Source organism: Erwinia sp. OLFS4 (genome assembly GCF_002752165.1).
In the GTDB taxonomy this organism is placed as follows: domain Bacteria; phylum Pseudomonadota; class Gammaproteobacteria; order Enterobacterales; family Enterobacteriaceae; genus Izhakiella.
The window spans coordinates 1-13,539 of record NZ_MOMB01000060.1; the positions used below are offsets into that span (position 1 = coordinate 1).

Annotated in this window: 12 protein-coding genes; 8 read left to right on the forward strand and 4 right to left on the reverse strand. The window is 52.9% G+C overall.

The genetic code is table 11. The annotated features are described in order from the left end of the window. Positions 1–164, forward strand: a 164-nt coding sequence (locus BL249_RS15165; protein WP_241898819.1) for an IS1 family transposase, incomplete at its 5' end; no start/stop codon positions are given. Between the two features lie 67 nt (positions 165–231). On the opposite strand, the gene BL249_RS15170 is transcribed toward BL249_RS15165, so the two are convergent. Genes BL249_RS15170 through BL249_RS15180 form a run of 3 tightly spaced genes read right to left on the reverse strand, consistent with a single transcriptional unit; the run spans position 232 to position 4,776 of the window. After that, on the reverse strand, positions 232–1,728 hold the full coding sequence (locus BL249_RS15170) for an aldehyde dehydrogenase (RefSeq protein ID WP_446717697.1): 1,497 nt from the start codon (positions 1,726–1,728) through the stop codon (positions 232–234). Then, positions 1,715–3,361 (reverse strand): GMC family oxidoreductase, encoded by a 1,647-nt coding sequence (locus BL249_RS15175; protein WP_099705853.1) that lies wholly within the window; start codon positions 3,359–3,361, stop codon positions 1,715–1,717. The genes BL249_RS15170 and BL249_RS15175 overlap by 14 nt, the downstream gene beginning before the upstream one ends. 14 nt (positions 3,362–3,375) lie before the next feature. Further along, on the reverse strand, positions 3,376–4,776 hold the full coding sequence (locus BL249_RS15180; RefSeq protein ID WP_241898901.1) for a purine-cytosine permease family protein: 1,401 nt from the start codon (positions 4,774–4,776) through the stop codon (positions 3,376–3,378). 643 nt (positions 4,777–5,419) lie between these two features. Here BL249_RS15180 and BL249_RS15185 point away from each other — a divergent pair. From BL249_RS15185 to BL249_RS15215, 7 genes are all read left to right on the forward strand, one after another. Next, positions 5,420–6,346 (forward strand): LysR substrate-binding domain-containing protein, encoded by a 927-nt coding sequence (locus BL249_RS15185; protein WP_099705855.1) that lies wholly within the window; start codon positions 5,420–5,422, stop codon positions 6,344–6,346. A 177-nt stretch (positions 6,347–6,523) separates the two neighbouring features. Beyond that, positions 6,524–7,789, forward strand: a complete 1,266-nt coding sequence (locus BL249_RS15190) for a flavin-containing monooxygenase (RefSeq protein WP_099705856.1) — start codon at positions 6,524–6,526, stop codon at positions 7,787–7,789. 50 nt (positions 7,790–7,839) lie between these two features. After that, on the forward strand, positions 7,840–8,259 hold the full coding sequence (locus BL249_RS15195) for a RidA family protein (RefSeq protein WP_099705857.1): 420 nt from the start codon (positions 7,840–7,842) through the stop codon (positions 8,257–8,259). Between the two features lie 12 nt (positions 8,260–8,271). After that, positions 8,272–8,946 carry a DUF1028 domain-containing protein gene (locus BL249_RS15200; protein WP_099705858.1) on the forward strand — a complete coding sequence of 225 codons (675 nt, stop codon included), beginning with the start codon at positions 8,272–8,274 and terminating at the stop codon, positions 8,944–8,946. Beyond that, a complete protein-coding gene (gene argE, locus BL249_RS15205; protein ID WP_099705859.1) occupies positions 8,939–10,087 on the forward strand; it encodes an acetylornithine deacetylase in 1,149 nt (382 codons plus the stop codon). The genes BL249_RS15200 and argE overlap by 8 nt, the downstream gene beginning before the upstream one ends. Positions 10,088–10,314: 227 nt before the next feature. Next, positions 10,315–11,583 carry a DUF1479 domain-containing protein gene (locus tag BL249_RS15210; protein WP_099705860.1) on the forward strand — a complete coding sequence of 423 codons (1,269 nt, stop codon included), beginning with the start codon at positions 10,315–10,317 and terminating at the stop codon, positions 11,581–11,583. 108 nt (positions 11,584–11,691) lie between these two features. Then, positions 11,692–12,453 carry a DeoR/GlpR family DNA-binding transcription regulator gene (locus BL249_RS15215; RefSeq protein WP_099705861.1) on the forward strand — a complete coding sequence of 254 codons (762 nt, stop codon included), beginning with the start codon at positions 11,692–11,694 and terminating at the stop codon, positions 12,451–12,453. Between the two features lie 184 nt (positions 12,454–12,637). Here BL249_RS15215 and BL249_RS15220 read toward each other — a convergent pair whose 3' ends face one another. After that, positions 12,638–13,345 carry an SDR family oxidoreductase gene (locus BL249_RS15220; RefSeq protein ID WP_099705862.1) on the reverse strand — a complete coding sequence of 236 codons (708 nt, stop codon included), beginning with the start codon at positions 13,343–13,345 and terminating at the stop codon, positions 12,638–12,640. Positions 13,346–13,539 lie beyond the last annotated feature (194 nt).

Genomic DNA, 13,539 nt, shown 5'->3' on the forward strand with positions numbered 1-13,539 from the left:
AGCATCTGACGGGCAAAATTTTCACCCAACGCATTGAACGTAATAACCTGACGCTCCGCACCCGCATTAAACGGTTGGCTCGTAAAACAATCTGCTTTTCGCGCTCAGTTGAGATCCACGAAAAAGTCATTGGAGCGTTTATCGAGAAACACATGTTCTACTAATTGGAGGCATCACCTCTCCCCGCTGGTTGAGCAGGCGGCCGGCAAGGCCGCCGTAAGAGAGAGGGTATTATCTTAACTGATACCAGGTGGTCTTAAGCTGAGTGAACTTATCGAAGGCGTGCAGTGACAGATCGCGGCCAAAACCAGACTGCTTATTTCCCCCAAAGGGGACGGTAACATCCAGAGCATCAACGGTATTGACCGAAACCGTCCCGGCATTCAGCTTCGCGGCCACCCGGTGAGCGCGATGTAAATCATCAGTCCATACCGATGCTGCCAGCGCATAAATATGGTTATTGGCAATATCAATGGCCTGTTGCTCATCATCAAAAGCCCGCACCGCCAGTACCGGTCCAAAAATTTCCTGTTGCCACAGTGCCATTTCCTCGCTCTCAGCGCTGAGCAGGGTTGGCTGCACATAATTGGCCACGCCCGCGATGCTCACCGCCTGGCCACCCGCCAGTAACGTTGCCCCTGCCTGGCGGGCGTTAGCGATAGCCTCCATGACTTTTTCCATATGCGCCGTACTGACCATTGGCCCCATGACCGAAGCAGGATCGAGGGGATGAGCCGGCTGCCATGCCGCCAGCTTGCGGCATAACCTGTCAATAAAGTCAGGATATATACGCCGATCCACCAGCAGGCGGGAGTTAGCAGAGCAGACCTCGCCCTGATTAAAGCAGATACCGAAAGCCGCTTTTTCCGCCGCCAGTTCAAGATCCTGACAATCTGCAAAAATGATATTCGCGCTTTTACCACCACACTCCAGCCAGACCTGCTTAAGGTTGGACTGCGCGGCATACTGCATAAAGGCTTTCCCTACCGCCGTCGAACCGGTAAAGGTCAACACATCAATATCATGATGCAGCCCCAGCGCCGTTCCGGTTTCGGTGCCCAGACCGGTCACCACGTTGAGTACCCCCGGCGGCAGACCGGCCTCCAGCGCCAGCTCAGCAAGACGCAGCGCCGAAAAAGGCGACAATTCCGAAGGCTTGAGGATCACGCTATTACCTGCTGCCAGTGCCGGCGCCAGCTTCCAGGCGGCAATATCCAGTGGAAAATTCCATGGAATAACCGCCGCTACGACGCCCGAGGCTTCACGGGTGATGGTGGCCAGCGCATCTTTGGCTGTCGGCGCTATCTGATCATAGAGTTTATCGACACTTTCGGCATACCTGGCGATGACGTGCGCGGCACCGGGAACATCGATGGTCAGTGCATCATTCACCGGCTTCCCCATACTGACGCTCTCCAGCAGTGCCAGCTCCTCACGATGTTGTAAAAGCAACGCCGAGAGACGTAATAAAACCGTTTTTCTCTCCTGCGGAGAACGTCGGCACCAGACTCCGGAAGTGAATGCCTGACGGGCAGATTTTACTGCTACGTCAACATCACTGGCCTGCAGCGCGGTCACCGAAGCCAGTGCACAGTTAGTTGCCGGGTTAATCACCGTAAAGGTTTTTTTACTCGCCGCAAACCACGGCTGGCCGTCAATAATAGCGTGACTAATAAATCTCTGATTTTTAAGTTTATTCTTCCAGAAATTGATATCAGACAATGTGATTCTCCTCAGCACCGGAAGGTTGCGTAGCGCCACTGCCGTTGAGCATCATCGCCGCCGCCCGCTCACCGATCATAATTGCCGGCGCATTGGTGTTACCACTTATCAGCGTCGGCATAATAGACACATCGGCAACCCGCAGGTTTTGCAATCCGTAGACTTTCAGGGTTTGCGGGTCAACCACGCTCATCGCATCGTTGCCCATTTTGCAGGTACCGGCCGGATGAAAAACCGTGGCACAGTAATCTTTAACATACTGATGGAGCTGCTCATCACTTTGTACTTGCGCACCTGGCAGCATCTCTTTACCGCGAATTGCCGCAAACTCTGGCTGGGCCAGAATTCGGCGGGCCGTTTTGATCCCTTCAACAAGGACATCCGCATCATGCGGATTAGAGAGAAAGTTAAAATCGACAATAACCTTGCCATCACGGCTGAGACCGAGTGAACCAACGGATTGTGGGCGCAGCACGCAAGTATGGATGGCGTAGCCATGTCCCCACTCAAACAGACGGCCGCGATGACTGCGGTAACCCGGAACAAAGTGAAACTGAATGTCCGGCACTGAGGGACTCAGAGGGGTAGAAGCAAAGCCGCCGGCTTCAACATAGTTGGTGGTCAACCAGCCCTTGCGGCCAAACAGATATTTCAGCGGGGCAGACAACACCGGTTTCCATGCCGCCAGCGAAAAACCCAGCGTCAGCGGACTGGCGGAACGGATTGTCACCAGACCATCAAGGTGATCCTGCAGGTTCTGCCCGACGCCGGGTAAGTGATGCTTTACCTCAAAACCCGCATTGCGCAAAGTCTCCTGAGGACCAATACCGGACTTCATCAGCAAGTGTGGCGAACCGATGGCCCCGGCGCACAGCACCACTTCTTTTTCCGCCTGCAGCGTAACGCGCTGTTTTCCGTCGCCGGTGGTAATCTCCACCCCTTTGACCACATCACCTTCAATGATCAGCCGCTGAACTTCACAATCAGTTCTGATAGTCAGGTTACTGCGATGACGGTGAGGATGCAGAAACGCCCGGTAGCTGGAAAGACGCTGACCATTTTTTTGCGTAACATTATAAATACCCACGCCAGCCAGGCTGGCCCCGTTAAAATCACGATTTTCAGCAAGACCAGTGCGTTTACCCGCATTAACAAACAGCGTCGAAGCCGGATTGGGATCGCGGGGTTTATCCACCAGCAGTTCACCCGTAAAACCATGATAAGCCGGGTCCTGGCCGAGCTGATTATTTTCAGAATATTTAAACCAGGGCAGCACATCATCCCAGCCCCAGCCAGCGCAACCGGCATCACGCCAGCGATCGTAATCTGCAGGCAACCCACGAATATAAATCATGCTGTTCATTGAAGACGATCCACCCAGCGCTTTACCTCGCGGCACATGAAGCTGCCGCCCACCAAGGTGGGCCTGGGGTACCGACCAGAAATTCCAGCTAAACTTTTTACTTTTATACAGCGTAATCGTGCCGGCCGGCGTCTGAATTCTTGGCGTATTATCACCACTGCCCGCCTCAAGCAGACAAACGTTTATCTCGCGATGGGCAGATAACCGTGCCGCCAGAACCGAACCGGCAGACCCTCCGCCAATAATGATGTAGTCATATTTTTTGCTGTTATTCATTACGCTTTCACTTTTTATTTACAGGCAGAGGTTTGAGTCAGCGTTTGCGTGCGGCTCATCAGATAATACACCGGAGAGACAACCAGCAGCCCCACCAGCCAGGAAATATCTGCGCCACCAAGAGAAGCGGATGCCGGACCGGTATATATTTCCGTCGACATAAAAGGAATTTCCACCACTATTCCCAACAAATAACAGAAGATAGCCCGTAGATTGTAGTAACCATAAATGCCACCATCCCGGCGGAAAAAAGAAGGGATATCATATTTACCATGTGCGACCAGGTAATAATCCACCAGATTAATCGCCGTCCACGGCACCAGCACATAGAGCAGCATCAGAATAAAATTGGTGTAGTTAACCAGGAAATTGTCCTGACCATAAACGGCAATTATCACTTCCAGAACTACCGTGATAATGGCCGTAGCAATACGGGAACCGGACAGGGGTGACCATCTGGCAAAAAAGGTTTGTCCCAGCGTCAGGGTACAGAGTACGCCACAATACAAATTCATCGCGTTGGTGGCGGCGATGCCAAGAGCAAAAACGATAATCACCGTTGAAGAAAGCCCGCCGGTCATGCCAACGATAGCGGTAATCAGGTCACCGTTAATGATGCAAATCGACACCAGAATACCAAGAATCATCGGAAAGAATGAACCGAGCACGCAGCCGATATAACTACACCAGAACACACTTTTTTCGCTGATATCTTTTGGCATATAACGCGAATAGTCGGAAACGTAAGGTGCATAAGCCAGCTGCCAGAGTGCTGCCACCGAAATTGCCCCCAGAAAACCGCTGAGGTTAAAACCATTACGGTTAAGAAAATCGGTCGGTAAACCATGAACAACAATGATCCAGACAAAGGCGGCAGCCAGAATTATCCCGGAAACCCAGGACATAATTTTGGTGTAAGCATGAATCAGATTATAACCAAAGGCACAGGCGATCAGGCTGAGCAACGCCACCGCGATAATACCGGCGTTGGTTGAAAGCGGCTGATAAATAGCATGCAGCGACTGACCACCCAGCACCAGATTAGAAGCAAAAAAGCCGATGTACATGATAACCACCAGCGCCACAACCAGCACCGAACCGTAAGAACCAAACTGGCCGCGTGTCTGCACCATCTGCGGTACGCCAAGCTGCGGCCCCTGCGCCGAATGAAGCGCCATAAAAAGGCCGCCGGCAAGATTCCCTATCAGCACGCCAACGGTGGCCCAGAAAAATGACAGATGAAACACACTGACCGCTAGCGAACCGGTAATGACGGTTAGCAGCATAATATTAGAGCCAAACCAGATAGTGAAAAGATCACGCGGTTTACCGTGCCTTTCAGACAATGGAATAGGCTGAATGGTGCTCAGCTCGACGGCAGAAACTGATGCGCTATTTTTATGGCTGTTTGTCATAATTTTGATCTCAACAGAGTTGACCAGCAGGTGAATGCGCTTCTGAACAGCCTACAACCGCCCTGGAAAAATGGGATTGTTGAAAGATTGTTACAGTGAGAATCATGGTGCAGTAGCCAGGAATTCCGCGAAAGGACTAAAAATATAGGTAACCTCTATAAAAAATTTTGTTAGTGCACAATGGCCGCCAGGCGCACCGTTTTTGTGCAGGGGGTTAGGCTGTGACAGGGGTCAAAAATTTAAACCGCGATTTTTTTCAGTAGGTTGTAATACAAAACATTTCACTGCATCAGCCTGGTGCAGTCGCGCGCCAGAAAATGGCATGACAAACAACATTAATTATATTCAAGATAAGCAACAAAGATTAAAAAAAATATCTTATCGCGATATCAATTGCTGACTGTTAACGGCGCAGCAGAATAGCCGCCGCAGCGGCAGCCGGCAGAAAAAAACATAACCATTTGAAATAATAAAAAATAAAGCATCGCGGTGAAAAATACTGGCTTACAGTAAGGGCATTTATGCCATGGCGATTGCCAGCCGCGCACAGTGGAAAATTAACAGAGGATACTTGCATCAGCCCCGTTAACCAGCTTAAAACTATTTAACACACTCAGCTAAATATATAAATTAAGGCCTTACCATGCCCCATTTCACCCTGAAACAGCTCAAATATTTTGTTGCTGTGGTCGAAGCGGAAAGTATTGCAGAAGCCTCCAGACAGCTCCATATTGCCCAGCCTTCTATTTCAATTGCAGTAAAAAGTCTTGAAGACATGTTCGACCAACAGTTTTTTATCCGCCATCACGCTCAGGGGGTCTCGATGACGCCTGGCGGCCAGCGTTTTTATGAAAAAGCGAAAGAGTTACTGAGGCTGGCTTATCAGTTTGAACAGAACTCCAAAGCCGACAACGAGCTGGTTTCCGGCGTTATCTCTGTAGGCAGTTTTGAAACAGCTGCACCCGTTTATATGCCACGCCTGATCGCCGGATTTAAAAAAATTTACCCGGATATCACTATTAAAATTTATGACGGTGAACAGCATGAAATCGCCCATGGTTTGCACCGGGGGCGCTTTGACCTCGCCTTTCTTTATGATCTTGAACTCGATAATGCTATCCATACTGAAAAGCTTGATGCGCCACAAAAACCCTATGCGCTGTTACCCGCCAGCCATCCACTGGCACAGCGCAAATCGGTGACGCTTTCTGAACTAAGCAGCCTGCCAATGGTAGTACTGGATATCGTCCCCAGCCGAAATTATTTCATCAGCATTTTTAAAGAAAAGGGTTATCACCCTGACGTCGCTTACAGCTCTCCCTCCATTGAAATGGTGCGCTGCATGGTCGGCCAGGGGCTGGGATTTTCTCTGCTGGTTACCCGGCCGCTCTCTGACATGACTTATGACGGCCAGCAGGTCAGATGCATTGATATTCAGGATGAAATGGCCGTCTCCGCGCTGGTTATGGCCCACTTGCGTAACAGTGAACCCACCAAGCCGACCCAGCTGTTTATGGCTTATTGTCGTACCGTCGAGCTGATGTCACCGGAGGAAAAAGGCGGCCATTAATCGATAACGGGTCTCACGACAGGCACTACACGGCAATGCCGTGACGGCGACCACCCTCAGAATTTTATTCTTAGATGCTCGTTTTATAATATTTTACCTGATGTTAACCGTTTAATAACCTGCGTCCTACGGCGTGCTTGCGATGACGCCGCCGAATACCATTCGAAGGATGCAGACATGACAACAGAAATAACAGAAATCGATACCCTGATTGTCGGGGCCGGACAGGCTGGTGTCGCCATGAGCGAACATCTGACTAAGCAGGGTATTGCGCATCTGGTACTGGAAAAAAACCGCATTGCCGAGGCATGGCGAACTGGCCGCTGGGACTCACTGGTGGCAAACGGACCCGCCTGGCACGACCGTTTTCCTGGTCTTGAGTTTCCCGGGCGCGGTCCTGACAGCTTTGTTCCCAAAGATGAAATCGCCAGTTATTTTGAAGCTTACGCAAAAAAGTTCTCTGTGCCAATCCGCACCGGGGTGGAAGTTAAAAGCGTAGTGCGTAACCATGGCCGGCCTGGATTTACCGTTGAAACCAGTGCCGGGGTATTCAATGCCCTGCGGGTAGTGGCCGCAACCGGTCCGTTTCAGAAACCGGTTATCCCGGCGATTGCACCACAGGACGATCGGATTCATCAGATTCATTCTGCACACTATTTTAATCCGCAGCAGCTGCCGCAAGGTGCGATACTGGTTGTCGGTGCCGGCTCATCCGGGACACAAATTGCCGATGAACTACAGCGCGCCGGGCGCAAGGTATTTTTATCCGTCGGCGCCCACGACCGGCCACCACGTTCATACCGCAACCGTGACTTCTGCTGGTGGCTCGGCGTACTGGGTTTGTGGGATGCACCCGCCAGTGTACCAGGCAAAGAACATGTCACTATTGCTGTCAGCGGCGCTCGCGGCGGACATACCGTCGATTTTCGCTCCCTCGCCCACCAGGGTATTACCCTGGTGGGCCTGACAAAAACCTTTGAAAACGGCCGCGTCACCTTCCAGTCAGACCTTTGTGACAATATTCGTCGCGGCGATGAAAACTATCTGTCGCTGCTGGATGCCGCCGATCAGTACATCAAAGCAAACGGGCTGGATCTCCCTGAAGAGCCGGCTGCGCGGCAGTTTTTACCCGATCCCGACTGCATGACCCGCCCGCTTCTGTCGTTGGATTTAGCGGAGGCCGGTATCACCAGCATCATCTGGGCAACCGGCTATGCGGCAGATTACAGCTGGCTGAAAGTGGACGCATTTGATCAACATCACCGTCCACGGCACCAGCGTGGCGTCTCCAGCGAACCTGGTATTTACTTTTTAGGTCTGCCGTGGTTATCACGTCGCGGCTCAACCTTTATCTGGGGGGTATGGCATGATGCCAGGTTTATTGCCGATCACATTGCCACCCAGCACGCTTACAGTCAGTACAAAGATGCCAGTGAACGTTAATGAATTTTGCTGGCCGGCAACAGCCAGATGTGACTAACAGGATAATAGCCATGCCAACACATACCCGTATCCGGATGTTTAATACCAAGGCCACTTACCCCAATCAGACGCTGGACAACGATTTATGTCAGGCGGTACGCGCCGGTAATACCGTTTATGTGCGCGGGCAGGTGGGAACGGACTTTGACGGTAATCTGGTCGGTCTGGGCGACCCGCAGGCCCAGGCTGAACAGGCAATGAAAAACGTTAAACAGCTACTTGAAGAAGCCGGCAGTGATTTATCACATATTGTAAAAACCACCACCTACATTATCGATCCGCGCTACCGTGAGCCGGTCTATCGCGAAGTCGGTAAATGGCTTAAAGGGGTCTTCCCCATTTCAACCGGTCTGGTGGTCTCCGCTCTGGCCCAGCCGCAATGGCTAATGGAAATTGATGTTATTGCGGTTATTCCTGACGACGGCAACTGATAAGGAGGCATCATGACTTTTTCTGTCGCCGCACGCTGCGCTGAGAGCGGGCAACTCGGTATTGCCCTGAGCTCATCAAGTATTGCCGTTGGCGCACGCTGCCCCTGGTTACTGGCGGGTGTCGGTGCGGTATCCAGTCAGAATATTACCCTGCCGGCACTGGGTCCGATGACGCTTGCCCACCTGGAGGCCGGTGACCTGCCGGAAGCCGCCTTACGCAAAGCGCTGGCCGAGGATAATTTTAGCCAGTACCGCCAGCTGACGGTGATTGATGCCACCGGAAAAACGGCCGCGTTCAGCGGTGAGAAAACGCTGGGCACACACCATGTCGCTGAAGGCCTGGACTGCATTGCCGCCGGCAATATGCTGGCAAGCAAGGCGGTGATAAACGCCATGGTAACAGCCTTTCAGCAAAGCAGAGGCGAGCTGGCTGGCCGGCTGGTGACCGCACTGCGAGCTGGACTGCAGGCCGGCGGGGAGGCGGGTCCGGTCCATTCAGCGGCGGTAAAAGTGGTTGATGATTATTCATGGCCGGTGGTCGATCTCCGTATCGACTGGAGCGAAAGCGATCCGGTGGGCGAGCTGGAAGCCTTGTGGCTAGCCTGGGAGCCCCAGATGCAGGCTTACCAGGTGCGCGCACTGGACCCACGCGAGGCGCCAGGTTATGGCGTGCCTGGCGATGAATAACCACGTCGAAACTATCCTGGCAACGCTGCTGGCGTTTGATACCACCAGCCGCGAATCCAACCTGGCACTGATTGATTATATCGATGATGTCCTGCAAAGCTCAGGTATTCGCACCCAGCGGTTTTACGCCACTGACGGCAGTAAGGCGAATCTGTACGCGCGTTTAGGCCCGCCTGGCCCTGGCGGCATCATGCTATCAGGTCATACCGACGTGGTGCCGGTAGACGGCCAGCAGTGGACCGTTGCGCCCTTTGAGCTGACCTGTAAAAACCAACGCTACTATGGCCGCGGTAGCGCAGATATGAAGGGCTTTATTGCCTGCGTGCTGGCTGCTGTGCCTGATTTTCTGGCCAGCCCCTTGCAACAGCCCCTGCACCTGGCATTTTCTTATGATGAAGAAGTGGGTTGTCTCGGCGTACGCAGCCTGGTGGATTATCTGCGGACCTCGCAGGATAAGCCGGCCTTGTGTATCGTCGGTGAACCCACAGAGATGCGACCGGTGTATGGCCACAAAGGCAAGCTGGCGATGCGTTGTCATATTCATGGCCATGCCTGCCATTCAGCGTATGCCCCTGAAGGCGTCAACGCGATTGAATATGCGGCGCGAATCATTAACCAGCTTAGCCAGATGGGTGAACATCTGGCTGAAAGTCAGGACCCCCGCTTCGATCCGCCATACAGTACCTTACAGGTTGGCCTGATCCACGGCGGTAGCGCACTGAACATTGTCCCTGAACACTGTCAGTTCGATTTTGAGATCCGTCATTTGCCGGACGTCACACTGGAGCGACCGTTAGCGGAGCTGAAACAGTTCGTTGACCAGCAGCTGCTCAAACCGATGCAGGCCAGAGCGCCGCACAGTGATATTCGCTTTCAGACCTTAAGCCAGTATCCCGGATTGCTGACCGACCCACAGTCAGCATTTGCTAAGGCTCTGGCACAATGGAGCGGCAGCGAGGCATTTTCAACCGTGGCTTTTGGTACCGAAGGCGGCCTGTTTGACCAGGCCGGAGTCGCAACACTGATTTGCGGCCCAGGCAGTATGGCGCAGGGCCATAAAGCCGATGAATATGTCAGCGTTGAACAACTACAACGCTGTATGGCAATGCTAAAAAATCTTGCTGACTGGATGGCCCGCTAATCCTTGCAGCGCAGAGCGGTGAATACCATTTCCCACGGTCACCGCCTGCGCGATGCTGGTCACCATTTCTTCTCAATCCTGCCGTCAACCGCTGAGAGTACCTGTCTGGTCTGTGACCATTCTCACCAATCTCCGTGGAGATTATTGCTATATTCAGGCTACATTAACTTTCGAATGAAAGTAAATATCTTTCACATGAACATTATCCTGCTTTGACGGAGACGGCCATGACCACGTTCAGCGCAACAACTTTACCGGCGGATCATAAGAAAAATATTGTTAATATGAAACGTGAACTTCGCGCCCAGATTGGCGATGTCGCCGCATTGTTTCAGCAGGTTTGTGCCAAAATTGAGGGCGAAATTACTGCCGCACGCCAGGAAGAAAAAGCCAATGGCAGCGCATGGCCAATCGTCGACTGGCAAACGCTGGCTGAATCGAAAATCAGTGCGCAGCAAATCGCGCATATCAAGCGGCGCGGTTGTCTGGTAGTACGTCAGACCTTCCCGCGCCAGCAGGCGCTGGCGATGGACAAATCGATGCTGGATTATCTTGCCAGCAATCATTTCGATGAAAACTATCGGGGTCCGGGCGATAACTTTTTTGGCTCGCTGGAAGCCTCGAAGCCGGAAATCTATCCCATTTACTGGTCCCCGGCCCAGATGGCGGCCAGGCAAAGTCAGCAGATAAGCGTGGTGCAATCGTTTCTCAACCGGCTGTGGAAGTATCAGGATGGGAACCAGCGCTGGTTTGACCCGGATGTGAATATTATCTATCCCGATCGGATACGTCGCCGGCCGCCGGCAACCACCTCAAAAGGACTGGGTGCCCATACTGACTCAGGCGCACTTGAACGCTGGCTGTTACCGGCCTACCAGAAAGTATTTCATCACATCTTTACTCATCATTTTGAGCGCTACGATCCCTGGGATGCGGCCCACCGCCCGGACGTCCACGAATATGAGGTGGCCAATACCACCAAATGTTCAGCTTTCCGCACCTTCCAGGGATGGACCGCACTGTCGGATATGCCGGCCGGCCAGGGCATGCTGCACGTAGTGCCGGTGCCCGAAGCAATGGCCTATATCCTGCTACGGCCACTGCTGGACGATGTCCCCGACGATGAGCTGTGTGGCGTAGCGCCTGGCAGAGTGCTGCCGGTGTCAGAGAAATGGCATCCGCATCTGATAAACGGCCTTTGCACTATCCCACCACTGCAAGCTGGTGATGCCGTCTGGTGGCACTGCGATGTCATCCACGCCGTTGCCCCGGTGGAAAATCAGCAGGGCTGGAGTAACGTGATGTATATTCCGGCGGCTCCTGCCTGCCCAAAAAACCTCGCTTATGCTGAAAAAGTTCGCCAGGCTTTTCACCAGGGGCTATCTCCTGCTGATTTTCCCGCTGAAAATTATGAGCAACACTGGCAAAATCGCTTTCAGCCAGCGGAGCTGAATGAAAATGGCCGGCGGGGCCTCGCTATGCAGAGTGAAAAATAAGCGGCTTTTGCCCGCCACTGTTGCGCTTTTACCGCCAGGTCAAACCACAACAGTGGCCAGGGCAAGCTTGCCAGAATTGGCCAGACACACCAGATAACGAGACGGTTAATGAATGCAAGGCAAAGATATATCGTTGAATTAGTTAATCAGCGCGGCAATGTCAGCGTCGCCGAGCTGGCGCAGTTGACCGGCGTGTCGGCGGTAACCGTGCGTCAGGATTTAAACGAGCTGGAAACAGGCTACTACCTGAAACGCGTTCATGGCGCCGCTATTGCTACCGGTGATGACGACGTCGGCGCAAGAATGAAGGATCGCTTTCCACTGAAACAACGTCTTGCCGCCTATGCAGCCTCGTTAATTCAGCCCGGTGAATCCGTTTTTATTGAAGGCGGCAGCGCCAATGCGCTGCTGGCCAGACACCTTGCTGATAAACGCGATATCACGATTGTCACCGTCAGTCATTATATTGCCCGCCTGCTGAAAGACGCCGCCTGTGAGGTTATCGTACTGGGGGGGCTTTACCAGAAAAGCAGTGAATCGGTGGTCGGCCCGTTAACCCGCAGCGGCATTGAACAAGTGCACTTTCAGAAAGCCTTTATTGGGATTGATGGCTGGCATGCGGAAAGCGGATTTACCGGCAGAGATATGCTGCGCTGCGATATTGTGAATGCGGTACTGGCCAAAGGTGCCGAAAACTGGGTACTGACCGATTCAAGCAAGTTTGGCCAGATTCATCCCTATGTGCTTGCTGCCAGCATGAAGCTGCCACAGATCATCACCGATGACGGCCTTGACAGCCACTATCAGGCACAGCTGACACAGCGTCATATTACCTTCAGACTGGTGAAGCAAACTGAATCGCCTCATTGATATGCCCGCAGAGCTGAACAGGGTTTCTGCACCCGCTGCCACGGCCTGCTTACGGTATCGCATTAACGCAAACAGGCCTGCCGCCTTGCTATGCTGTTCTGCACCTTAAAAAGGTCAGCCAGCGTATCGGGAACACCGTGCCATCTTCATGCACGGATACCCGGTGGCCGGATTAACGCAAAGGTTAACGGCGAATAGCCAGCTGATAAACTTCGGGATGGGTGGAAAATTCATTGTGGACCCGACGGGTTATATCATCAGCCAGCACCTCACTGGCCCCCTCTTCCAGCCCCTTAAAGGCTGCATTCACCACCTCAAGAGGCGCCACTTTTGGCACATCCATCTGACGCGTCAAGTCGGTATCGATAAAACCGGCATGCAAAGCAAGTACCTGAGTTTTCTGCGCCAGCAATGCCTGACGCAATCCGTTGGTCATTGACCAGGCCGCTGATTTACTGATGCTGTAGGTGATCAGACGCGGACTGTTAATCCAGCTGGCAACCGACAGGACATTAATGATTGCGCCGCCACCGTTTGCCGCCAGCAGCGGGGCAAACGCCCGACTGACCCGCAGGGGACCAAGAAGGTTAACGTTCATTTCTGCTTCAAGTGCCTCTTCCGCTTCCACCGACAGCAGCGGCTGCGGCTGGGCAATCCCGGCATTATTAATCAGCAGCGTCACATCCTGACATTGAGCGGCGGCCGCGACAATATCTTCCGGTCGGGTGACATCGAGCCTGACGGGGATCGCGCCGGGAACCGTAACCGACTGCGGATGACGGGCGCAGGCATACACTTTCCTGGCGCCCATTTCCAGTGCGCGTTGCGCAAACTGCTGGCCAAGTCCACGACTGGCTCCGGTCACTAATACCACAGCATCCTTGAGTTTCATTACTTCTCCTTAATATAACGCTCGTCATATTTTAATGCGGAAATTAGCCGTAAACCTGCGCTGTAATCAAAGCGTTATCCCTGTATCAGAGCGCCGTCCGCATCCGTACTGACATAGCGTGCCTTGTGCCACCCTCCGCACAACTGACAGAAAATTCATAACAGGCATCGCGCTTAACCGATTACCTTTTGCTT

Excerpts from the sequence above, each read along its gene's own strand:
- BL249_RS15190 (WP_099705856.1), top strand. The coding sequence starts at position 6,524 with ATGACAACAGAAATAACAGAAATCGATACCCTGATTGTCGGGGCCGGA.
- BL249_RS15215 (WP_099705861.1), top strand. The coding sequence starts at position 11,692 with ATGAATGCAAGGCAAAGATATATCGTTGAATTAGTTAATCAGCGCGGC.
- BL249_RS15210 (WP_099705860.1), top strand. The coding sequence starts at position 10,315 with ATGACCACGTTCAGCGCAACAACTTTACCGGCGGATCATAAGAAAAAT.
- BL249_RS15180 (WP_241898901.1), bottom strand. The coding sequence starts at position 4,776 with ATGACAAACAGCCATAAAAATAGCGCATCAGTTTCTGCCGTCGAGCTG.
- argE (WP_099705859.1), top strand. The coding sequence starts at position 8,939 with ATGAATAACCACGTCGAAACTATCCTGGCAACGCTGCTGGCGTTTGAT.
- BL249_RS15185 (WP_099705855.1), top strand. The coding sequence starts at position 5,420 with ATGCCCCATTTCACCCTGAAACAGCTCAAATATTTTGTTGCTGTGGTC.
- BL249_RS15220 (WP_099705862.1), bottom strand. The coding sequence starts at position 13,345 with ATGAAACTCAAGGATGCTGTGGTATTAGTGACCGGAGCCAGTCGTGGA.
- BL249_RS15200 (WP_099705858.1), top strand. The coding sequence starts at position 8,272 with ATGACTTTTTCTGTCGCCGCACGCTGCGCTGAGAGCGGGCAACTCGGT.
- BL249_RS15175 (WP_099705853.1), bottom strand. The coding sequence starts at position 3,361 with ATGAATAACAGCAAAAAATATGACTACATCATTATTGGCGGAGGGTCT.
- BL249_RS15195 (WP_099705857.1), top strand. The coding sequence starts at position 7,840 with ATGCCAACACATACCCGTATCCGGATGTTTAATACCAAGGCCACTTAC.